The 19,997-nt window shown below is 70.8% G+C and carries 23 protein-coding genes; 8 read left to right on the plus strand and 15 right to left on the minus strand.

Annotated elements, in window-relative coordinates; all coding sequences use genetic code 11:
• Positions 1-11 precede the first annotated feature (11 nt).
• The 3 genes from lhgD to hisN all read right to left on the minus strand — a co-directional run bounded on the left by lhgD (position 12) and on the right by hisN (position 2,390).
• Positions 12-1,241 carry an L-2-hydroxyglutarate dehydrogenase gene (lhgD, locus tag K2F47_RS03320; protein ID WP_242901159.1) on the minus strand — a complete coding sequence of 410 codons (1,230 nt, stop codon included), beginning with the start codon at positions 1,239-1,241 and terminating at the stop codon, positions 12-14.
• A gap of 32 nt (positions 1,242-1,273) precedes the next feature.
• Positions 1,274-1,465: a tail-anchor membrane protein gene (locus tag K2F47_RS03325; RefSeq protein WP_231330521.1), complete on the minus strand. Its 192-nt coding sequence runs from the start codon at positions 1,463-1,465 to the stop codon at positions 1,274-1,276.
• Between the two features lie 121 nt (positions 1,466-1,586).
• The gene (gene hisN, locus K2F47_RS03330; protein WP_242901160.1) at positions 1,587-2,390 is read right to left on the minus strand and encodes a histidinol-phosphatase; all 804 of its coding nucleotides are present in this window, start codon (positions 2,388-2,390) and stop codon (positions 1,587-1,589) included.
• 126 nt (positions 2,391-2,516) lie between these two features.
• On the opposite strand from hisN, the gene K2F47_RS03335 reads away from it, so the two are divergent.
• Positions 2,517-3,368, plus strand: a complete 852-nt coding sequence (locus K2F47_RS03335; RefSeq protein ID WP_242901162.1) for a hypothetical protein — start codon at positions 2,517-2,519, stop codon at positions 3,366-3,368.
• A 53-nt stretch (positions 3,369-3,421) separates the two neighbouring features.
• On the opposite strand, the gene K2F47_RS03340 is transcribed toward K2F47_RS03335, so the two are convergent.
• The 8 genes from K2F47_RS03340 to K2F47_RS03375 all read right to left on the minus strand — a co-directional run bounded on the left by K2F47_RS03340 (position 3,422) and on the right by K2F47_RS03375 (position 13,117).
• Complete coding sequence (locus K2F47_RS03340) at positions 3,422-4,927, minus strand: FAD-binding oxidoreductase (RefSeq protein ID WP_242901163.1); 1,506 nt, start codon at positions 4,925-4,927, stop codon at positions 3,422-3,424.
• Positions 4,927-6,507 (minus strand): serine/threonine-protein kinase, encoded by a 1,581-nt coding sequence (locus K2F47_RS03345; protein ID WP_242901164.1) that lies wholly within the window; start codon positions 6,505-6,507, stop codon positions 4,927-4,929. Before K2F47_RS03345 ends, K2F47_RS03340 begins: the two co-directional genes overlap by 1 nt.
• A gap of 364 nt (positions 6,508-6,871) precedes the next feature.
• Positions 6,872-7,897 carry a ribosome small subunit-dependent GTPase A gene (gene rsgA / locus K2F47_RS03350; RefSeq protein ID WP_242902552.1) on the minus strand — a complete coding sequence of 342 codons (1,026 nt, stop codon included), beginning with the start codon at positions 7,895-7,897 and terminating at the stop codon, positions 6,872-6,874.
• A gap of 28 nt (positions 7,898-7,925) precedes the next feature.
• Positions 7,926-9,206: a 3-phosphoshikimate 1-carboxyvinyltransferase gene (gene aroA, locus K2F47_RS03355; RefSeq protein WP_242901166.1), complete on the minus strand. Its 1,281-nt coding sequence runs from the start codon at positions 9,204-9,206 to the stop codon at positions 7,926-7,928.
• A gap of 139 nt (positions 9,207-9,345) precedes the next feature.
• Positions 9,346-10,752 carry a CHRD domain-containing protein gene (locus K2F47_RS03360; protein ID WP_242901167.1) on the minus strand — a complete coding sequence of 469 codons (1,407 nt, stop codon included), beginning with the start codon at positions 10,750-10,752 and terminating at the stop codon, positions 9,346-9,348.
• A 185-nt stretch (positions 10,753-10,937) separates the two neighbouring features.
• A complete protein-coding gene (locus K2F47_RS03365; RefSeq protein WP_242901168.1) occupies positions 10,938-11,705 on the minus strand; it encodes an anti-sigma factor family protein in 768 nt (255 codons plus the stop codon).
• Entirely contained in the window at positions 11,702-12,286 is a 585-nt protein-coding gene (locus tag K2F47_RS03370; protein WP_242901170.1) for a sigma-70 family RNA polymerase sigma factor, read from the minus strand. Before K2F47_RS03370 ends, K2F47_RS03365 begins: the two co-directional genes overlap by 4 nt.
• A gap of 135 nt (positions 12,287-12,421) precedes the next feature.
• Complete coding sequence (locus K2F47_RS03375) at positions 12,422-13,117, minus strand: DoxX family membrane protein (protein ID WP_242901171.1); 696 nt, start codon at positions 13,115-13,117, stop codon at positions 12,422-12,424.
• Positions 13,118-13,570: 453 nt separating this feature from the next.
• Here K2F47_RS03375 and K2F47_RS03380 point away from each other — a divergent pair, with 453 nt between their 5' ends.
• The 3 genes from K2F47_RS03380 (at position 13,571) to K2F47_RS03390 (ending at position 15,416) form a co-directional block, all read left to right on the plus strand.
• On the plus strand, positions 13,571-13,846 hold the full coding sequence (locus K2F47_RS03380) for a YbaB/EbfC family nucleoid-associated protein (protein WP_242901172.1): 276 nt from the start codon (positions 13,571-13,573) through the stop codon (positions 13,844-13,846).
• A 201-nt stretch (positions 13,847-14,047) separates the two neighbouring features.
• On the plus strand, positions 14,048-15,148 hold the full coding sequence (locus K2F47_RS03385; protein WP_242901173.1) for a hypothetical protein: 1,101 nt from the start codon (positions 14,048-14,050) through the stop codon (positions 15,146-15,148).
• Positions 15,149-15,158: 10 nt separating this feature from the next.
• Positions 15,159-15,416, plus strand: a complete 258-nt coding sequence (locus K2F47_RS03390; protein WP_242901175.1) for a hypothetical protein — start codon at positions 15,159-15,161, stop codon at positions 15,414-15,416.
• A 4-nt stretch (positions 15,417-15,420) separates the two neighbouring features.
• Here K2F47_RS03390 and K2F47_RS03395 read toward each other — a convergent pair whose 3' ends face one another.
• The 3 genes from K2F47_RS03395 to K2F47_RS03405 form a co-directional block, all read right to left on the minus strand.
• The gene (locus tag K2F47_RS03395) at positions 15,421-15,615 is read right to left on the minus strand and encodes a DUF397 domain-containing protein (protein ID WP_242901176.1); all 195 of its coding nucleotides are present in this window, start codon (positions 15,613-15,615) and stop codon (positions 15,421-15,423) included.
• 80 nt (positions 15,616-15,695) lie between these two features.
• A complete protein-coding gene (locus K2F47_RS03400; protein WP_308198360.1) occupies positions 15,696-15,887 on the minus strand; it encodes a DUF397 domain-containing protein in 192 nt (63 codons plus the stop codon).
• Positions 15,872-16,726 (minus strand): helix-turn-helix domain-containing protein, encoded by an 855-nt coding sequence (locus tag K2F47_RS03405; RefSeq protein ID WP_242901178.1) that lies wholly within the window; start codon positions 16,724-16,726, stop codon positions 15,872-15,874. Before K2F47_RS03405 ends, K2F47_RS03400 begins: the two co-directional genes overlap by 16 nt.
• 111 nt (positions 16,727-16,837) lie before the next feature.
• Here K2F47_RS03405 and K2F47_RS03410 point away from each other — a divergent pair, with 111 nt between their 5' ends.
• The 4 genes from K2F47_RS03410 (at position 16,838) to K2F47_RS03425 (ending at position 18,798) form a co-directional block, all read left to right on the plus strand.
• A complete protein-coding gene (locus K2F47_RS03410; protein ID WP_242901179.1) occupies positions 16,838-17,230 on the plus strand; it encodes an ATP-binding protein in 393 nt (130 codons plus the stop codon).
• Complete coding sequence (locus K2F47_RS03415; protein WP_242901181.1) at positions 17,212-17,595, plus strand: hypothetical protein; 384 nt, start codon at positions 17,212-17,214, stop codon at positions 17,593-17,595. Before K2F47_RS03410 ends, K2F47_RS03415 begins: the two co-directional genes overlap by 19 nt.
• A gap of 39 nt (positions 17,596-17,634) precedes the next feature.
• A complete protein-coding gene (locus tag K2F47_RS03420) occupies positions 17,635-18,417 on the plus strand; it encodes an SOS response-associated peptidase (RefSeq protein WP_242901182.1) in 783 nt (260 codons plus the stop codon).
• Between the two features lie 69 nt (positions 18,418-18,486).
• Positions 18,487-18,798: a TraR/DksA family transcriptional regulator gene (locus K2F47_RS03425; protein ID WP_242901183.1), complete on the plus strand. Its 312-nt coding sequence runs from the start codon at positions 18,487-18,489 to the stop codon at positions 18,796-18,798.
• Positions 18,799-18,801: 3 nt separating this feature from the next.
• Here the strand turns inward: K2F47_RS03425 and K2F47_RS41650 are convergent, their stop codons facing one another.
• Complete coding sequence (locus K2F47_RS41650; protein WP_372490817.1) at positions 18,802-19,635, minus strand: methyltransferase; 834 nt, start codon at positions 19,633-19,635, stop codon at positions 18,802-18,804.
• Positions 19,636-19,997 lie beyond the last annotated feature (362 nt).

Raw genomic sequence — 19,997 nt, forward strand, 5'->3', positions numbered from 1 at the left:
TGTTGGAATGTCTAGAGCTGGTCGACGATGTGCTCGGCGATCGCGAGTGAGGACGTCGCCGCCGGGGACGGGGCGTTGCGGATCGTCGTGACCGGGCCGCGGCGGCCGATGCGGAAGTCGTCGACCAGGGAGCCGTCGGCGTCCACGGCCTGCGCGCGGACACCGGCGGGCGCGGGGACCACGTCGTCCACCGTCAGCTCCGGGACGAACGCCCGCGCCTCCGCCACGAACGCGCGCCGCACCGCCGACCCGTACAGCTCCCGGGCGCCGGTTCGCCAGTGCGCGCGCGCCAGGCGGCGGAACCCCGGCCAGCGGAGCGTCTCCCACACGTCCGCCGGACGGACGTCGCGGCGCCGGTACCCCTCCCGCGCCAGCGCCAGGACGGCGTTCGGGCCCACGTCCACGCCGCCGTCCACGCGCCGCGTGAAGTGCACGCCGAGGAACGGGTAGCGGGGGTCGGGCACCGGGTAGATGAGGCCGCGGACCAGGTCCGTCCTGGACGGGACGAGCCGGAGGTACTCGCCGCGGAACGGGATGATCGCGGGCGCGGGGGAGTCGCCCGCCAGCCGCGCCACCCGGTCGGACTGGAGCCCGGCGCACACCACCAGCCGGTCCACGACCAGCTCACCGGTGCGGGAGATGACCCTGACCCGGTCGCCCGCCGGACCCGCCGGGCGCAGCCGGACGACCTCGAAGCCCAGCCTGATCTCGCCGCCGCCCTTGCGGACGTCGTCCGCGAACGCGCGGGCCACGGCGGTGAAGTCGACGATCGCCGTGGTGGGGGAGTGCAGCGCGGCGACCCCGGCGGCGTGCGGCTCGATCTCGCGCAGCCCGGACCCGCTCAGCCTGCGCAGGCCCGGCACGCCGTTGGCCGTCGCGCGGCGCTCGATCTCCTGCAGCGCGGCGATCTCGCGGGTGTTCCGGGCGACGACGACCTTGCCGCACTCCTCGTAGGGCAGCTCGCGGTCGGCGCAGTACTCGCGGAGGAGCCCGGCTCCGCGCCGGCACAGCGTCGCCTTCAGGGACCCCGGCGCGTAGTACAGGCCCGCGTGCGCGACGCCGCTGTTGTGGCCGGTCTGGTGGGCGGCGACCCGGTCCTCCTTCTCCAGGACCGTCACCTTCACGTCCGGACGCGTCTCGATGATCCGGCGCGCGACGGCCAGCCCGAGGATGCCCGCGCCCACGATCCCGACCGTCGCCGTCCCCGCCGCTGACTCCGCCGCACCCGCTGACTCCGCCACACCCGCACCCTATGCGGGGCGGTGCGCGAAGGTCAGCTCCCGAGCCGCTTGCGGCCCTGGGCGCGAACCCGCTTGCGCTGGGACGGGTCGAGCATCATGTACGCGACGACCGGCAGTGCCACCACGCCCAGCACGATCAGCAGCGCGATCAGCGGGCCGAGGATCTTGAGGGCGATGAGCGAGACCACCACTCCGCCGACGACGTAGACGACTTTCTTTCCCATCCCTGCACCTCCGAGGGCTCTCAACGGGGAAACGGCCACCGCACCCCGGTCGTTCCGCGTCCGGCCGTCAATCCACGATATATCTCGTATGCAAGCGGTGGCAGGTGTCAAGGGACGGGTGTCAGATACGGAGGGAGAGCTGGCCGCCGCCGAGGGTGCGCAGGACGTCCGCGTGGAGCTTGCCGTTGGTGCACACGACGCTGCCGCCGTCGCACCCCGGGACGCCGGACAGGTCGGTGAACATGCCGCCCGCCTCCTCCACGATCACCTGGAGCGCCGCGAGGTCCCACAGCGACACCTCGGGTTCGGCGGAGATGTCGGCCGAGCCCTCGGCGACCATCATGTGCGACCAGAAGTCGCCGAACGCGCGCGTCCGCCACACCTCGCGGGTCAGGTCGAGGAACCGGTCGAGGCGGCCCTGCTCCTCCCAGCCGCTCAGGCTGGAGAACGACAGCGACGCGTCCGACAGGTCCGTCACCGCCGAGACGTTCATGCGGGTGGCGCGGGTGAGGCTCCGGCCCGTCCAGGCGCCGCCGCCCCGGGCCGCCCACCAGCGCCGGTTCAGCGCGGGCGCCGACACGACCCCGACGACGATCTCGTCGTTCTCGCGCAGCGCGATCAGCGTCGCCCACACCGGGACGCCGCGGACGAAGTTCTTCGTGGCGTCGATCGGGTCGACGATCCAGCAGCGGTTGCCGTAGCCGGTGCTGCCGAACTCCTCGCCGACCACCGCGTCCCGTGGGCGGGCCCGCTTCAGCGTGCCGCGGATCTGCTCCTCGACGCTGCGGTCGGCGTCGCTGACCGGCGTCAGGTCGGGCTTGGTCTCGATCTCCAGATCGAGCGCCCGGAAGCGCTTCGTCGTGATGTCGTCGGCCCCGTCCGCCAGCACATGCGCGAGACGCAGGTCATCGGAATAGCCCGCCACGCCGGGCAACGCTACCCTGAGCGCGCCGCGCGCCGACACACGTACCCATGCGGTTCCGGCTTTTCGGTCGTCTCGGTGGGCGCGCCGCGGCGGGTCCGGCGGGTGCCGGGATGGGAGCATGGGGCCATGGCGCACGACCTTCCCGGGTGGGTGGCCGAGCTGACCGACCCGCGCCGGGCCCAGACGCTCGACGAGCTCGCCGACCGCCTCGTCCCCCTCGCCGAGCACGCCATCGACGTGTCCCGCCGGTTGCAGTCGCAGCTCAACGAGCTCAACGACCCGTTCAAACGGGAGGCGCTGTACGGGCGGGTGGAGCGGCTCAAGGCCCGCGCCGGGGAGGCCCTGGAGGAGATCACGGCGGAGATCGCCGCGTCCGGGGAGGAGCGCATGGAACGGGTCTGGGCCGACTGGGCCGAGCGCGCCGACCCCGGCGACCGGGCCGAACGCGAGCGGGAGCTGCGGCGGCGCCTCGACCGCGACGTCGTCCCGGTGCTGTCCAAGCAGCAGCAGGACGTGGCGGAGCGGGTCGCGGCGCGCACCTCCGGCGCTCTGGAGGAGGCCACGCAGACACTCCTGACCCGCGTCGAGGAGCTGGCCAAGGCGGTGACCGACCTGATCCACGAGGTGCTGCCGCTGGCCCGCGAGGGGCTGTCGCTGGCCAGCCGCATCTCGACGCTGTCCAGCCACGCGCGCAAGGCGGGCCGGGGTCCGATCCCGGACGAGCTGAAGGGCGCCGGTGCCGAGACCGCGCGGGCCTTCGACGAGGCCGTCGCCCGGCTTGAACTGGAGTGGGCCGCGCTCGGCGCCCGCTCGGCCAGCGTCCGGGCCGCGCTGCGCGGCGCGGAGGAGAGCGCGTTCAGCCAGGTCACCGAGGAGATGACCCGCTGCGTGGAGGAGCTCGCGCCCGAGCACGTCAAGGCGCTGAACGAGGCCGAGGCCCGCGCACGGACGCTGTTCGGCGAGCCGTCCCCGGACTAGCCCTGTTTGGTGACGGCCCTGTTAGCTGGCCGACCTGTTAGCTGACGGCTCTGTTAAGTGACAGCCTGGGGGAAACTGAACAGGCGGTTCGGGTCGTAGGCGGCCTTCACCTTGGCGAGGCGTTCCAGGTTGGGGCCGTAGTAGGCGCGCGCCCAGCCCTTCAGGCCGCTGTCGATGTAGTTCACGTAGGCGGTGCCGCCGAGGTGGGGTTCCATCGCGCGGTGCGTCGCGTCCAGCCAGGCGGGGTCGGGCGCGAGGTACTGGACGCAGAACAGCGCCGCCCGGTGCGGGAACGCGGTGTCGCCCGGACGGACCCGCCCCGCCGCCCCGCCCAGCGCGTCCATCAGCACGGACCGGTCGGCGACGTCGTTGCCCGCCTCCAGCCGCCGCAGCAGGACGGCGATCGCCGCGTCCGGCAGCGGACGGTACGCGACGTGCGACTTGCCGCCGTAGTCCGTCCGTGGGAAGGCGCCGCCGGGACGCAGCCCCGGGAGGGTGCCCTGGCCGTGGCACTGCTCGATGGTCTGCCCGGAGCAGCCGCCCAGGAGCCGCACCGCGTCCATGTAGGGGCGGCTCCGCGCGCTGGTCGAGACGGGGTCGGCGCCGATCGCGGCGGTCAGCCGTCCGATGTGGCGGTCGGCGTTCGCGAGCGCGAGCCCCGCGATCTCGACGGTCGGGGTCGGCCCGTCGGGATCGCTTTGGAGCTGAAGGGACGTCCAGACGTCGTCGGGCGCGGTCCGGGTCCATCCCTGCCAGCCCCGGATCACCTCGGCGGCGCGCGACCAGGGCCAGCTCAGGAAGAACGGCGTGACGTCGTGCACCTCGTGCGTGCGGAACGTGAACGAGACCGCGGCGCCGAAGTTCCCGCCGCCCCCGCCCCGGCACGCCCAGAACAGGTCGGGGTCGCGGTTCGCGTCGCAGGTCCGGACGCGGCCGTCCGCCGTGACGAGGTCGACCGACTCCAGCACGTCGCAGGTCAGCCCGTACGCGCGGGACATCGACCCGATGCCGCCGCCCAGCGTCAGGCCCGCCACCCCCACGGTCGGGCAGCTTCCCGCCGGGACGCCCACGCCCCGCGCGGCGAGCCGGTCGTAGAGGTCGATCAACCGGGTGCCCGCGCCGACGGTCGCGCGCCCGCCGCCCACCGTGACCGAGTTCAGCGGCGAGACGTCGACGACCAGGCCCGGGCCCGTGGACCAGCCCGCGTAGCTGTGGCCGCCGCAGCGCATCGCGACCGGGATCTTCCGTGCGGCGGCGAACGCCAGGCAGGTGCTCACGTCGGCGGGCGTCTCGCAGTAGGCGATCCCCTGCGGCCGCCTGGAGTCGTACCGGGGGATGTAGAGGCGGCGCGCCTCGTCGTAGTCGTCGTCGGTGGGGCGGACGAGCCGTCCCTTCAGGTCCTTGGGGAGCGCGTTCCAGTCGGCGGGGGTCGCCGTGGCGGCGGGACGGGCCGCCTGCGTGGGCTTGGCCCTCGGTTGGGGTTTGTCGCCGTCCGAGCATGCCGCCGACGCGGCGAGGGGAGCCAGGACCGCCGCCTTGAGTACCGTCCGCCTCCGCATCAGGACGCCTTTCGCAGCGTGCTCAGGAACGTCTGGAAATAGGGCAGGCTCGCGTCCCAGTCCTTCTGTTCGGTCACCAGGAGCGCCAGGTAGAGCGCGCCGCCGAGGCGGAACAGCCGCACCCGGGCGCGTCCCGGCTTCCCGTTCCTGGTGAAGCTGAACTGGAGCTCGGCGGCCTCGTCGCCGAGGTAGGGGATGTGCCGGGTGAAGCTCTCCTGCTTGTAGTCGGGATAGCTGCCCGAGTCGTTCTTGAACTGGTTCGCGGTCGTGGCCAGCGCGTCCCCGGGGTCGGTGTTGTGGCCGAGGCCCAGCGAGGGGCGCTGGATCGCGATGCCGCGGATCACCGAGGGCGAGGGGTCCTTGAACGTGACGTCGTCGCCGGACCCGTCGGTCGTCCAGCCCCTGGGCTTGGCGACGACGAACTCCGAGCCGCGGAACTGCTCGTACCCGGCGGGCGCACCACCGGTGTTCCCGCCGGTGCCGCCGTTCGCCGCCGAGCCGCTCCGCGGGCCGCCGGACGCGCGGCCCCGGCCCGGATCGTCCCCCTCCCCGCCCCCGCCGTTGACAAAGACCACGACCGCGACGACGGCGGCGAGCAGCGCCACCGAGAACACCCCGGCAGGAACGATCAGCGCCCAGCGCGCGGGCCTCTTCGGCGGCGTCCCCTGCGGGAGTGGCCCGGGCGGCGGCAGGGTCGGTTGCGGGACGGGACGCGGGAGCGTCGCATCACGCGGGGGATGCGGGGGGTACTGCGCGTAAGGGGCGGGAGCCGAGGGCGTCTCGGCGACCTGGCGGAGCAGCCGCTCGGCGTCGTCCGGCCGCAGCCGCTCGCTCGGGTCCCTGCGGAGCAGGCCGTGCAGGACGGGCGCGAGCGGCCCGGCACGCTCCAGCGGGTCGGGGTCGTCCGACAGGAGCGCCGCCATCAGGCCCCACATGTCCGGGCGCCGGTACGGTGGACGTCCCTCGACGGCCGCGTACAGGGTGCCGCCCAGCGACCACAGGTCCGACGCCGGGGTCGCCTTCTGGTGGCGTGCCTGCTCGGGCGCGAGGTAGGCGGGGGAGCCGACGATCGCGCCGGCCTGGGTGAGCGTCTCGTCGCCCGCGAGCGTCGCGATGCCGAAGTCGGTGAGGACGGCCCGCCCGCCCGGCAGCAGCACGTTCCCCGGCTTGACGTCGCGGTGCACGACCCCGGCGGCGTGCGCGGCGCGCAGCGCGTCCAGCAGGTCCAGGCCGATCGCCGCGACCCGCCGGGGCGGCAGCGGGCCCTCCCGCGCGATCACGGCGTCCAGCGCCTCCGCCCGGACGAGCTGCATGACGATCCACGGCCGCCCGTCCTCCTCGACGACGTCGTACACCGTGACGATCCCGGGGTGGTCGAGCCGCGCCGCCGACCGCGCCTCGCGGAGGGTGCGCGCGTAGGACCGCCTGACCTGCGCCTCGTCCAGCCCGGACGGCAGCGCCACCTCCTTGATCGCCACCTCGCGGTCGAGCGTGCGGTCGTGGGCCCGCCACACCGCGCCCATCCCGCCGCGGCCGAGCACCTCCACCAGCTCGTAACGCGCTGCGATCACCTCGGACATGCAAGGGACGATACCGACGTCCACCCAATACCGGGGCGTACTGGCAGTCCGGGCGGACGAATAGTGCGGGTGGGGCGACGCTTAAGGCAAAGTCGGCGATCGGAGCAGTGCGGCAGTTGAGAGGGGGCGGTGCTCGTGCGGAGAGCGGCCGCCGGAACAGTCCGGCGGCCGGAGGCTAGGCAGTGTTATAGAGTCCCCGTCCACGTCCCTCGACTGGCGGTTCGGGACGTGACCGTGCCTTCGGCGGGCGCGGAATCGCTTCGCGATCTTCCCCGTGGGGCTCGCCTCCGGCATCGTCCCACCGCTCGGCTACGCACTCGCGTGATGGCTGAGGCCCCTTGAAACACGCCCTAGGCGCCGTCGGTCATTCGGTTGTGCGGGTGCCGGGTTGTTCGGGGTCGCGGCTGGCGAGGAGGCGGCGCAGGGAGTCCAGGCGGGCGCGGCTGGCGTGGCCGTCCTCGACCCAGCCGTCCAGGCCGCAGTCGTCCTGGCGGTGGTCGCAGTGCGGCGGGCAGCGCTCGGCGGCGCCCTCGGCGAGGTCCTCGAAGGCGTTGATCACGTGCTCCGGCTGGACGTGTGCGAGGCCGAAGCTCCGCACGCCCGGGGTGTCGATGATCCAGCCGTCCCCGCCGGGCAGCTCCAGCGCGATCGCCGACGAGGAGGTGTGACGCCCCCGCCCGGTGACCGCGTTGACGTGGCTGACCGCGCGCTCGGCGTCCGGGACCAGCGCGTTCACCAGCGTCGACTTCCCGACGCCGGAGTGGCCGACCAGCACGCTCGTGCGTCCGGCGAGGTACTCGCGCAGCTCGGACGGGTCGTCGCCGCGCCGCGTCACCACCCACGGGACGCCGATCGGCGCGTACTCGGCGACCAGCGCGGCCGGGTCGGCGAGGTCGGCCTTGGTGAGGCAGAGCAGCGGCTCCATCCCCGCGTCGTAGGCGGCGACGAGCTGCCGGTCGATCATCCGCGGGCGCGGCTCGGGGTCGGCGAGCGCGGTCACGATGACCAGCCGGTCGGCGTTCGCGACGATGATCCGTTCGAAGGGGTCGGTGTCGTCGGCGGTGCGGCGCAGCGCCGAGGTCCGCGGCTCGACCCGGACGATCCGCGCGAGCGTGTCGGCGTCGCCCGACACGTCCCCGACCAGCGCGACCCGGTCGCCGACGACGACCCCCTTGCGGCCGAGCTCCCGGGCCCGCATGGCGGTGACGGCGCGCTCGTCCCGGGTCCCGGCGCCGACCAGGCACCGGTAGCGGCCCCGGTCCACGGCGGTGACGAACCCGGCGGAGGCGTCCTCGTGCGCCGGACGCCGCCGGGTGCGCGGCCGCGTCCCCCGGCGGCCGGGCCGTACCCGGACGTCGTCCTCGTCGTAGTCGCGTGTTCGTCGTGCCAGTGGTCTGTCCCGTCCGTGTCGTGGTTGGTCAGTCGTGCGCCAGCAGTGACGCCCAAAGATCGGTGAAGCCCGGAAGAGTCTTGCCCACCGTGGCCGGGTTCTCCACCTCGACGCCCTCGACGGCCAGGCCCAGCACGGCGGCGGCCATGACCATCCGGTGGTCGTCGTAGGTGTGGAACACGCCGCCGTGCAGCGGGCGCGGACGGATCTCCAGGCCGTCCGGCAGCTCCCGCGCGTCCCCGCCGAGCCCGTTGATCTCGGCGACGAGGGCCGCGAGCCGGTCGGTCTCGTGGCCGCGCAGGTGCGCGATGCCGGTCAGCCGGGACGGCGAGTCCGCCAGCGCGGCCAGCGCCGCCAGCACCGGGGTCAGCTCGCCGACCTCGTGCAGGTCGGCCTCCAGCCCGGCGAACCCGCCGGGGCCGCGCACGGTCAGCGCGTCCGGGCCCAGCGTGACTTCGGCGCCCATCGCGGCGAGCAGCCCGCGCAGCGCGTCCCCCGGCTGTGTCGTGTCGGACGGCCAGCCCGGCACGGTCACCCGGCCGCCCGTCACCAGCGCGGCGCCGAGGAACTGTGCCGCGTTGGACAGGTCCGGCTCGATCGGCCACTCCCGCGCCCGGACGGCGCCGGGCGCCACATGCCACACGTTCTCGCCGGTCTCGACCGTCGCGCCCGCCTCCCGCAGCATCCGCACGGTCATCGCCAGATGCGGCGCGGACGGAACCGGCGGCCCCTCGTGCCGGACCTCCACGCCCTTCTCGAAGCGCGGCGCCGCCAGCAGCAGCCCCGACACGAACTGCGACGACCCGGACGCGTCGATCGTCACCACCCCGCCCGGCACCGAGCCCGTCCCCCGCACGGTGAAGGGCAGCGCGCCGCGTCCGGCGTCGTCGACGTCGGCGCCGAGCGCCCGCAGCGCTGCGATGACCGGGCCCATCGGCCGCTCGCGGGCATGCGGGTCGCCGTCGAGCGCGATCTCGCCGGACGCGAGCGCCGCGACCGGCGGCAGGAACCGCATGACGGTCCCGGCGAGCCCGACGTCCACCCGCGCCGGGCCTCTCAGCTCGCCCGGAAGGACCTGCCAGTCGCCCGAGTCCTCGCCGCCGCCGCTGATGCCGGTGCCGAGTGCGCGGAGCGCGTCCGCCATCAACTCGGTGTCGCGGCTGCGGAGCGGGCGCGTGATGGTCGCCGGCGCGCCGGCCAGCGCGGCCAGGATCAGCGCCCGGTTGGTCATCGACTTGGACCCGGGCAAGGGCACCGTGGCATCGACGGAGCCGTGCGCGACCGGGGCCGACCACTGCGGTGAGGACATGCTCACAAGGTTATCGGCACCGGCCCCGGCGCCGGGCTGACGCGCGACCCCGTGCCGCGTCAGCCCGGCGCCGTCTCGGCCGGGCGCCGTCTCGGCTGGGCGCCCTCTCACCTCGGTGCCGTCTCGGCCCGGCACCGTCTCAGCCCAGGAACACGTAGTCGGCCCTGTAGGGGACCTTGGCCAGGGGCGTGGCCGCCGGGTCGCACGCTCCGGACGGCGCGACGCCGCCGACGGTGTTCAGCCGGAGGATCTGCGTGGTTCCCGACAGGAGCCCGTCGCCTGTCGGGCTCGCGTCCAGGACGAGTTCGGGGATGTTGCCCGCGCCGTTCGGCGTCTTCGTGACGGCCTTGCCCGTCACGGCGCTGCCGTCGTCGGCGACCCACTGCGGCGGCCCGGCCGGTCCCGGCCGCGCGAACGTGTGCCGGATGCCGCCCTCCAGCACCGCGTCCACGCCGTCCTGGGTGAACGCGTAGCCGCCGGACGGCTGCGCCGTGCAGCGGTAGACCTGCGCGCCCGCCACGACCCGCCTGGTGAAGGCGCGGGCCGGGCGGTCCGACGCCGGGGCGAGCTGCCCGCGCACCGCGCCGCCGGGGAACTCGCCGGTGTGCAGGTTGGTGTAGAAGCCGCTGGGCCCCCGCGCGATCCGATCGGCGGCACCGGGCGCGACCCGCGTCACCCCAGCAAGGCCGGTGATCGGCGCGGGCAGCCCGGACGGTGCCGCGAACAGGTCCGCGACCACCGCGCCGTTGCGTCCCCGCGCGCCCTCGTGGACGTGCCCGAGCGTCGGCGGCGCGATCGACGACCACGTGAACCCCCACGCCAGCAGCCCGTCGCGGGCGCGGGCGAACCCGGTCGCCTGGCCGTCGGGATCGCCGGTCGCCTTGCCGTCCGCCGCCGGGACCTCCTGCGCGCCGTCCGCGAGCGACCGCAGTTCCGGGGACGCCGCCCCGTTCAGCACCCCGTTCAGGTCCACGGGACGGTTCAGCTTGTGCAACTGCCCCCGGACGGCCCCACCCGGCCGGTCGCCGGTGTGCAGGTTGGCGTAGAGGCCGCCAGGGTCGTCGCGGAGCCGGTCCAGCGTGGCCCTGTCGGTGATCCGGACGGTGCCCGTCACGGCCCTCGCCGTTTCCGGCAGCGTCCCGGCGAAGAGCGGGACCTTGACGGCGCCGTTCGTCCCGGCGGCGCCCAGGTGGAGGTGCCCGGCGGTCGGCGCCGTGATGTCCTGCCAACGCAGCGCGTACCAGAGCCGATCGCCCTGGACGCGCAGCACCGCCACGGCCCGCCCGTCCCGGTCGCCCACGGCGTTCCGTCCATCGGTAGCGTTCTGCTCGTGCGCGGCGTTTCCGTTGTGCGCGGCGGGCCCGCCGTGGGCGACCGGGACCTCGTTGGCGCCGCTCAGGCTCGCGGCCAGGAAGATCGTGCCGTCCTGCTTCGCGGGGGCTTTCGCATGGACGCCACCGGTCATAGCGGCGGCGGCCACGGTCGCCCCGGCGGCGATGAGAGCGGCGGCGGAGACCGCCGGGACCGCGATTCTACGAATGGACATGACCTGCTCCGGTTCTCGGGCTTATAACGCGCTTTCACCCAGTCGCACGACAGCGACACCCCGCACGGTTCAGCCGATCCGGAACTATTTTCGTGCCTTTCCTGGATCGCATCAAAAATAAACCGGCATGGCGGAGACCGCCATGCCGGAAAATGCTTTGCGGAAAACGTCTAGCGGGAAGGGGATCAGACCGGAATGCTGAGCAGTGTCCGGCCGCCGTCCACCACCACCTCGAAGCGGCTGAGATCGCCCCGCAGGATTCCGGTGCCGCCATGCGTGATCAGCGGATCGGGCGAGCCGGGCACCCCGTACCCCTTGGCGGGAACGCGCCAGCCGGTGACGACACTGCGCTCACCGGTGCGCGATACCGCCTCCAGGTGGCAGTTCAGCGGCCCCCTCACGCCCTTCAACTCCAGCCCGACGTGCGTGCCCCAGCCCTTGCTCTCCAATCCGACGACACCCGACGCGCCCGTCCCCGCGTCCGCCGCCTGATGCCGCTCACCCCAGATGACCAGCGCCTTCGCAGGACCATGCGCGGAATGCAGATCGCTCGCCGGGTCATCGCTGCCGAGCGCCGACCCGATCGTCACCCCGGTCGCCAGCAGCACGGCCGCCGCCGCGACACCGATGATGTACGTCCCGCGCCGGAACCGGCGCTCCGCCCGCCGCTGCCGCAGGTCGATGACCCGCGCGGGCGGCCCCTCGGCGCCCCGCTCCCCGGCGCCCCCGCCGTCGGAGTCATCGTGCGTCTTGTCGTCGCGCGTCTCGTCGTCGTGCGCATCGACGAAAGGACCGATCCCGGAGAGCGCGTCGGCCATTCCCGACATCTGCCGGAGCTCGGACGCACACGTCTCGCATTCGTCCAGATGCGTCTCGAAGGCCCGGCGATCGGCGTCCTCCAGAAGACCCAGCGCGTAGGCGCCGACATCGGTGTGCTCGACCTGAGAGCTCATGCCGTCACGCCCCTTTCCTCCATTGCGACGCGCAGCGCGCGCAGCGCGTAGTACACGCGGGACTTGACCGTGCCCACCGGGATTCCGAGCGCTTCCGCGGCCTGGTTCACCGTCCGGTCGCGCAGGATCGTCTCCGTCAGTGCCTCGCGGTGCGCGTCGGACAGCGAGGCGAGCGCCTCCGCGATGACGACTTTGCGCAGGAGCCCGTCCATGCCGTCCGTCCCGCTCGTCATGGGGAGGTTCTCCAGCGGGCCGTCGCCGACCTCCGCCGGACGGGCCTCCCGGTGCCGCCGGTTGTCGATGACGATACGCCGGGCCACGGTGGCGAGCCAGGGCATGAGCGACACCTGCTCGTCCAGCTGGTCGGCGCTCCGCCACGCGCGGATCATCGTCTCCTGGACGACGTCCTCGGCCCACTGGCGATCGCCGGTCAGGCGTAAGACGAACGTGAGCAGCGGCCGCTGGTACTCGCGGTACAACGCGCCGAAGACCGCGTCGTGGTCGTCCACCGGTGTCACGGGCCTGCGGATCAGGTTCCGCAGACCGCCGGTCCGGCGTCCGGTCGATCCGGGTGCTGCCATGGCCGGGCGTCTCCGTCGCGTCGATGGTGTGGTCAGGGGGCAGTACGGGACCACACCGCCGCACGGTTCAACGGATTTGAGCCTCTTTTAAGGTTTTCTTCGGGAAGCCAGGCCGGGGAGGCCGGCCCCGGGGAGTCAGCGCTTCGCGCCCACCAGCACCCTGCCCTTGCCGGCGGTCGCCTTCATCGACTTCCGGGCCTTAACGGCCCGCCCGGCCGCGCCCGCCCGCGCCGCCTTCGCGTTCTTCGCCGCCTTCGCCCCCGACTTCGCCGCCCGGCGAGCCCCTTCCGCGCGGGCCTGGCGCACCTGCCGCGCCGCCTCCCGCCGCGCCTCCTTCAGCGTCGCGGCTGCCTCCCGCCGCAGCGCCTTCGCCTCGGCGCCGCTCTTGATCTGGGTCTCCCTCGCGTGCCGCCGCAGCTCGGCGAGCCGAGGCGCCCGGCGCGGCTCGGCCGCCACCATCAGCAGCGCCCCGAACAGCCCGGCGTTCTTCAGCAGATGTGACCGCTCGTTCGCGCGGCGCTCCGGGTCGTCCTCGGTCCAGTACCGGTGCTCGGTCGCCAGCGCGGGCAGCAGTTGCGCGGCCAGCAGCAGAGTCGTCAGCCGGCGGAACCGCCCGGTCAGCAGCAGCGCGCCGGTTCCGAGGCTCACCGCGCCCTCAAGCCGGACGAGCGCCTCGGGGTCCTTCGGCAGCCACTCGACCCGGTCGGCGAGCGGCTTCACCGCCGGGCCCACACGCTCGGCCCGCTCCCGCGGATCCCGGAGCGCGTCCAGGCCGGACATGATGTAGGGCGCCGCCACGAACGGACGGGCCAGGGTCGTGATGGGTCGCATGCTCCGCTACATGCCCACCGCACCGCACCTCAAGCAACCAACCGCCGTTCCGTCCAAAGACACCATCCCCGGAAGCCCCCGCAGGCACCCTCGCCATGGACCATTCCGACATAACGGCCAAAACTCAAGAATGGCGCGGTGTGCCATGGGTTATAACCTCCAGCCTGCGGCTATCAGTCAGTCTTCCTAAAGACCGAAATTGACTTCAGAAGCCGTCCCCGGGTTTGTCGGCCCTGGTGGGACGGCACATGCGTCGCTCCTCAGATCAGTTGACGTCACTTGACCCAAACTAATATGATAACTTGACTCCCAATCCGGCTCGTCATTCGATAGGCGATCCGGCGCCGGCTGGGAGTCCAGCTCTCGGAACGGCCTGTGAGTACATTCCTTCTCTGAAATTGCCGCTGCTACCGGAGCCGGAACCCTCCGGCGATGTCATATTCTGGAGCTACGATGGAACCTACGGGCAACCCCGAAATCGACCGCTACATGAAGGTCATCCAGGAGCAGTTGCAGCATGCGACGGATGTCCAGTCTCAGCTCGCGGAGCTCACCGGGGAGGGTGCTGCGGCTGATGAACAGGTCAGAGTCACCGTGGGGCCGACCGGCAACCTGATGTCACTGACCATTGAGCCGAAGGCCATGCGGCTGGGGGCCGAGGCCCTGACGGAAGCCATTCTCGAGTCCGCGCGGTTGGCGACTGCGAACGCCGTGGAAAAAGATCAATGAGCTGACCGAGCCACTTCTGGCAGGGGAGAATCTGGCCCAGATGATGACCGGCAACCTTCCGGGCGTCTCCACAGATATGCGATCTGCTGTCCCCGACCTCAGCCAGTCCGGAGACCCGCTCCAGGACGCTCTCAAATACCTGAAGTCGAACTACCGCTTCTAGGCGGTTCCTGGCAGTCAAGCAGGAAGGTGAATGAGTAAATGGGTGAAGGGCAGTTCAAAGGGGATCGCGACAAGATTCTGGAAGGGGGTGGGAAGATTCTTGCCGGATCAAAGCCCAATGTGGATGCCGCGTTGAAGTATATCGACCAGGACTGTCCGCTTCCGTTCCACGCCTTTGGTGTGGCATTCGGTGCCGTAGTATCAGGCCCCTACGAATCGTCGCGCAGCTCGGTGTCCAGCAATACGAAGCAGGCGGCGAGCATCGTGCAGGCCGCTTCTGACGGCCTTCTCGCAGTCGCCAAGAACTTCGCCGGTGCGGATGAGAAGAGCTCGGTAACGAAGTTTCCCAGCTCTGCGCTCTCCTACCAGACTCCTTCCGGTTCCCTCTCTGGGCTCTCTGGCCTTCAGGCCAAGGCCATGGCGGTTGGCGGCATTGGTGCGGCTGTCCCTCTCAGCCGGAACCTCCCAGTGCTCCCAGCTCTGAAGCCCAGGCATTACGCGACGCTCACCGCGCTGACCTCCGCGAGGGCGATGGCGCCTACGGCCATTCTCGCCATTGCGATCTGGCTGCTGACCGAGGCGGATGACGAGGCACTCGTCAAGTCAGTCAACGCGTGGGACGCTGCCCACGGCCATCTGGAGAAGGTCAGTATCAGCGAGGATACCAAAGACACCTTCAAGGAAGAGAAGAGTTGGAGCGGAAGCTCGAAAGATGCGTTCGACGCATGGGTGACGAAGTTTGAATCCGCCGCGAAGAAGCTCCAGGACGCTGCGGCGAAGAATAAAGAGACTCTCGACACCCTTACAAAGGCGGTGCTGACCATGCAGCTCGTCGCCTTCGGTTTTGCGATCGCGAACCTTGCCATGATCATCGCCTACTATGTCGCCTCCTTCCTTCCATTCGTAGGCCCCATCTTCAAAGTACTCACCATGATTCAAGGTATTATTTTGGGAGTCGGAACTGGGGCTACGGTGGCTCGGACGCTCGCTATCCTGGCTTCTGTGGCGGCGGGAGGGTCTGCTCTGATGATCTCGGGCTCCCTTGACTGGGCCAGTCTCAAGGTCAACCCGCAGGGCGGCGTTTTTGTAGACACGAAGCAGATTACCTGGGATGAACCGAGTGAACTCCCTAAAGGGTAGGTGGCGCGACGTGGGGCACTATCGCAAGATATATAAAGAACCAGAGGTGTTGCGAAAAGAACTCAGGCGGGAATCGATCACTTTTGTGCTGGTGTTCGCGCTGTGTCTCGCGCTGGTCGTGCTCAGTTTTTTCTTTGACACTTCCACGAAGTTCGGTTTTATCAACCGCATGATGACAGTGCTCGTGGTGCCAGTTCTCCTGCCGGTGAGCGCGTTTGCGGTGGGCCGGGCCTGGTGGCGTTGGCGAAAGTCTCCCTGGCGGACCTGATCGGTTACCGCTTCAGGCCGGTCACCAGTGCGGCGAAGTCGTCACGACTGACGACCAACGTGGGCCCGCCCGGATCCTTGGAGTCCCGGACGGCGACGCTCCCGCGAAGGTGCGTCAGCTCTACGCACTCGCCTCCCGTGCCGCCGCTGTAGCTGCTTTTGCGCCAGGCAGGATGTTCATTGCTCGCGATGGATTGCATGTCCGGTAGATGCCCGAGCCCGCCGTGTATCAAGCGTGAGCCCCAGCCCTGTCAGGGCCGGGGCTCGTGTTGCTGAGGGGCTAGCGCTTGAGGTCGGCGACCAGCGTGGCGAGGGCGACGCGAGTGATGACCAGGCTTGGTCCGTCTGGATCTTTGGAGTCTCGGACGCCTACAACCTCACCCAGGTTGGCCAGTTCGACGCAGTTGTCACCCTGCGAGCTGCTGTGGCTGCTTCTGCGCCATACGGGGCGGGAGTTCATGGCTGCTTCCATACTTCTTCTGCTATCTCCCTGATCAGCCCTGCCGATAGCTCGGCCGGGAGCGCGTATGTAGCGATATCCGCGAACCGCTCATGTAGCCGTTCGACCTCGGAGGGGCCATCCAGAACCCGGCCGCACGGCTCGGCTGAAGTGTAGGCCCTCCGCGATTCATCCGGCAGGGTCGCAAGCACGAATGCCCCTGAGTTGCCTGGATGTGGCGCTCCATCCGGAATGACCTGTACGGAGAGGCGCGGCGACACGGCATCCGCGAGCCGGTGGAGCTGTTCGTACATCACCTGAGTGGTTCCGACCCGCGAACGCAGGACCCGTTCAGGTAGGAGGTAGATCAACCGGGGCGGTGGCGGGGTGTCCCGGGTAAGGACTGCCTGCCGGTCCACGCGACTCTGGACGGCGGCCTGGTCGCCATACAGCAGGACGTCGGCATAGCTCGGCGTCTGCAACAAACCATAGACGACGAGCGGTTCGTAGGCGCGCAGCGTCTCGGCCTGACCCTCGTACTCGGGCCAGTCTTCGAACCACGCCGGGAACCTGGCGGAGCGGCCGTCGAAGGGGCCGTCGTGGAGGTGGGCAAGAGCTTCTCGGGTGTCGAGAAGGCGATCGCATTCCACGGCGAACACGCGGTCGCAGGTGGACTTGCCCAGCTCTATGTCTCCGATGGTGGACGCGGCGAAGGGGATCTGGTCGGCGAGTTGGGCGAGGGACAGTCCCGCCAGTTGGCGGTAACGGCGAACCTCCGACCCGAACAGATCCATCGGGCCGCGTGAAGGGGTCAGGCGCTTGGGGGGTTGCGGCATGCCGGCCTCCTGATGACCGCTGATCACCGGGCGCATACGGAGCACCGTGGTCGATGTCCGCGACGATGCGCTTTGTTTCTCTCATCATTCTTGCTTGAGAAATGCTTGGGCGCAGGAGAAACACTGAGTTCCCCGAGGTGATCCCTTATGTCCGCTCCGGTCAAGGCGCCCGAAATTCTCACGCTCGTCCTTGAATCTACCGATAAGGCGCCGGGGCTGGCGCGGCGGTTTGTCGGGGACGTGTGCGCGGGGTGGGGGATTGCTGATGACTACGTGGCGCGGCTTGTGGTGTGCGAGTTGGTAACCAACTCCTATCTGCATGGTGAGGGGCCGATCGTGGTGCGGGTTCTGCGGGACGAGCGGGATGGGCGCCTGGTCATTGAGGTGTGGGACGGCGGACTGGGGCGTCCGGAGGTCGGTTCGGAGAATCTCGCTTCGATCTCGGGGCGCGGGTTGGCGCTGGTGATCGAGATGGTGCGGGCGTGGGGAGTGCGTCCGCTGAACGAGGGAGGAAAGGTCGTATGGGTCAAGTTTCACTGACCGGTTACGAGGTGCGGCGCAGGCTTCGCTTCTGTTACCTGAAGTGGCGGACGGAAATGCACCGTGAACTTGTGATCGGGTATCTGGACGCGTTGGCGCCGGAACTCGAGGTGTACGGATGGCGGTGCGTGCCGACGTATCGTCCGGAGGTGATCGTGGTGCAGCAGCCGTTGTTGCGCGTCTACGGCGAGCACGGGGCGGTGACGATGGTGAACGTGATGGCCGTCCCCGGCGGGCGGTGGGGATTCCACGAGGCGGCGTACGGGTGGAGCGGGTTCCTGTTCCCCTGCGAAGGCGACATCAAGGACGCGGCCAAGGGGATCGATCGGTTCCTTCGGGGACGGTGCGCGGAGTTGAGGGCCTAATCTGCGAGTGTTCCGGCAGAGAACCAGGGAGGCCATGTCATGTGCGGACGGTATGCCACCAGCCGGGCCCGGCAGGAGTTGCTGGACGAGTTCCAGGTCCAGTTCGACGCCGTGGACGGGGAGATCGAGCCCGACTACAACGTCGCGCCCACCAAGCAGGTGCCCGCGATCCTCACCCGGCGGCCGAAGGACGCGCCCGAGGAGGAGGACGCCGTCCGGACGCTGCGGACGTTGCGCTGGGGCCTCGTCCCCTCGTGGGCGAAGGATCTCGCGATCGGGTCCCGCATGATCAACGCGCGGGTGGAGACGGCGCACGAGAAGCCGTCCTACCGGCGCGCGTTCGCCAAGCGGCGGTGCCTGCTGCCCGCCGACGGCTACTTCGAGTGGTACACGCTCCAGGCGCCGGACGACCCCGCGCAGGGGGAGAAGAAGAGCAAGAAACCGCAGAAGCAGCCGTTCTTCATCCGTCCCAAGGACGAGGCCGTGATGGCGATCGCCGGGCTCTATGAACTGTGGAAAAGCCCCGAGGACGAGTGGATCTGGACGTGCACGGTGATCACCACCAACGCGCCCGACGACCTTGGGCGAATCCACGACCGGATGCCGATGGTCGTCGAGCCGAGCCGCTGGGAGGCGTGGCTCGACCCGGACCTCAACGACGTCGATGAGGTGCGTGGCCTGCTGGTTCCCGCCATGGCCGGGACGATGGACGCCTATCCCGTCTCCAAGGCGGTCAACAACGTGAGAAACAACGGGCCACAACTCATAGAACCGGCGTCGAACGGGGATAGTCCAGGCGACCATTCCGACGCCCTGTTCTGACCGTCGCGCCGGCGGCGGCCGGAAGCGAGAATCCCCCGCCCGGGAATCCCGGGAGGAGTTCGGAGCACCGTGGACACCGCCACCGCCCGTTCCCGCCTGGAGTCCATGCTCGGCGACCTCGACCGCTCGATCGCGATACTGCGGGGCGAGCATCCGGGCCGCGAGAACTGTCCGGCCGACGCGGCCACCGGACTGACCGACAGCGACCGGGTCGAGGCCGCGCTGGAGTCGCTGGAGAGCCACCGCGCGGCGGTGGTCGCGGCGCTGGAGCGGGTCGCGTCCGGCACCTACGGCCGTTGCGTCGGGTGCGGGCGTCCGATACCCGAGGGGCGTCTGGAGGCACGTCCGGACGCCACCCGCTGCATCGCCTGCGCCTCGTGAGGGCTACCGGGTGCGCCTCCTCGCGCTGGCCAGGAGGTGGATTCCGAGGGAGTCGTCGGGCGGCGGCGCGTTCAGCTCCGAGCGGACCAGGCGGGGGAGCGCGTCCGGGGAGGCGCTCAGGACGTGCTCGACGGTCGAGGGCGACAGGGCGGTGCGCGGCCTGATCCACTCGACCTCCAGGCCGACCTCGGTGAGCAGCTCGCGGAGCTGGTCGGCCCAGAAGCAGCGGGTGATCGTCCCGTCCGGCCAGGGGACGAGGACGACCTCGGCGGACGGGACGTCCGACAGGTGCGCCCAGTAGTTCTGCTCGGCCAGCAGCGCCATGCCGAGCGTGAGGGAGTCCACGCACAGCAGGACGCGGCCGCCCGGACGCAGCACCCGCGCGATCTCCGCGACCGTCGTTTCGGTGGCGAGATGGCGGGACAGGACGCGGTTCTCGGCGATGACCGCGTCCATCGAGGCGTCGCCGACGAAACGGAGGGCGCCGGAATCGCCGATCACCGGGACGGCCGTGGCTCCCCTGGTTGCGGACTGTCCATTATCCCGATCGTGTCGCCCGTTACCCGGGACGCCAGCTCGCCGGGGTGTTCGGCGGTCCAGGAGGGGGTCGCGCACCTCCAGGACGGAGTGGCCCGCCGCGGCGGCCCGCCCCGCGCTGCGTCCGCCGCCGCCCGAAAGATCGAGCACGCGGGACGGACGGCGGGGCAACCACCGTGTGAGCTGGGCGTCCGCGACAGCCCAGTAGAACGTCCAGTAGCGCGCCAATGAGTCCCCCGCCCCCTCGGAGGAGGCGTCGCGCAGGCTCGCGATGGTGGGCTCGGGAGGTCGCGCCGGCACCGGTAGCAACGGTTTGCTCCTGTTCTCGCCGTGTATGTCACTTCTTTCCCCGTCCCGGCCCTGGCATCACCCTCCGTACAGGTCGGGGTGAGGTGATCCCATCCTGTGCGGAGAACTTCCGGAATCTGTTCCGTGCCTCACCCCGGGTCGGGGAATCGGCGGGCACCCTCCGGCGTTGCACCGTCTCACAACCCAGTACAGCGGAGGTGCAACTCATGACCACAGCCGTTGCCGAGCAAAGGCGGAGAGCCGGGAGCGCGGCGCCGCCCGGCGACGCGAGGACCCCCGTCCGCGTGAGCAGGCCCCGTGGACCGATATCGTCTGTGGGGTACGACGCCGCCGGCGTCGCCACAGCCAAGGGG

Source organism: Actinomadura terrae (assembly GCF_022751215.1).
Lineage (GTDB): Bacteria > Actinomycetota > Actinomycetes > Streptosporangiales > Streptosporangiaceae > Spirillospora > Spirillospora terrae.

What these genes read in the sequence shown, in the direction of transcription:
- K2F47_RS03410 (WP_242901179.1), top strand. Translation starts at nt 16,838, where the DNA reads ATGTCCGCTCCGGTCAAGGCGCCCGAAATTCTCACGCTCGTCCTTGAA.
- K2F47_RS03400 (WP_308198360.1), bottom strand. Translation starts at nt 15,887, where the DNA reads ATGGAAGCAGCCATGAACTCCCGCCCCGTATGGCGCAGAAGCAGCCAC.
- K2F47_RS03415 (WP_242901181.1), top strand. Translation starts at nt 17,212, where the DNA reads ATGGGTCAAGTTTCACTGACCGGTTACGAGGTGCGGCGCAGGCTTCGC.
- K2F47_RS03395 (WP_242901176.1), bottom strand. Translation starts at nt 15,615, where the DNA reads ATGCAATCCATCGCGAGCAATGAACATCCTGCCTGGCGCAAAAGCAGC.
- K2F47_RS03360 (WP_242901167.1), bottom strand. Translation starts at nt 10,752, where the DNA reads ATGTCCATTCGTAGAATCGCGGTCCCGGCGGTCTCCGCCGCCGCTCTC.
- aroA (WP_242901166.1), bottom strand. Translation starts at nt 9,206, where the DNA reads ATGTCCTCACCGCAGTGGTCGGCCCCGGTCGCGCACGGCTCCGTCGAT.
- K2F47_RS03370 (WP_242901170.1), bottom strand. Translation starts at nt 12,286, where the DNA reads ATGGCAGCACCCGGATCGACCGGACGCCGGACCGGCGGTCTGCGGAAC.
- K2F47_RS03405 (WP_242901178.1), bottom strand. Translation starts at nt 16,726, where the DNA reads ATGCGCCCGGTGATCAGCGGTCATCAGGAGGCCGGCATGCCGCAACCC.
- K2F47_RS03380 (WP_242901172.1), top strand. Translation starts at nt 13,571, where the DNA reads ATGGAACCTACGGGCAACCCCGAAATCGACCGCTACATGAAGGTCATC.
- K2F47_RS03335 (WP_242901162.1), top strand. Translation starts at nt 2,517, where the DNA reads ATGGCGCACGACCTTCCCGGGTGGGTGGCCGAGCTGACCGACCCGCGC.
- K2F47_RS03340 (WP_242901163.1), bottom strand. Translation starts at nt 4,927, where the DNA reads ATGCGGAGGCGGACGGTACTCAAGGCGGCGGTCCTGGCTCCCCTCGCC.
- K2F47_RS03365 (WP_242901168.1), bottom strand. Translation starts at nt 11,705, where the DNA reads ATGAGCTCTCAGGTCGAGCACACCGATGTCGGCGCCTACGCGCTGGGT.
- K2F47_RS03325 (WP_231330521.1), bottom strand. Translation starts at nt 1,465, where the DNA reads ATGGGAAAGAAAGTCGTCTACGTCGTCGGCGGAGTGGTGGTCTCGCTC.
- K2F47_RS03345 (WP_242901164.1), bottom strand. Translation starts at nt 6,507, where the DNA reads ATGTCCGAGGTGATCGCAGCGCGTTACGAGCTGGTGGAGGTGCTCGGC.
- K2F47_RS03420 (WP_242901182.1), top strand. Translation starts at nt 17,635, where the DNA reads ATGTGCGGACGGTATGCCACCAGCCGGGCCCGGCAGGAGTTGCTGGAC.
- K2F47_RS03375 (WP_242901171.1), bottom strand. Translation starts at nt 13,117, where the DNA reads ATGCGACCCATCACGACCCTGGCCCGTCCGTTCGTGGCGGCGCCCTAC.
- K2F47_RS03385 (WP_242901173.1), top strand. Translation starts at nt 14,048, where the DNA reads ATGGGTGAAGGGCAGTTCAAAGGGGATCGCGACAAGATTCTGGAAGGG.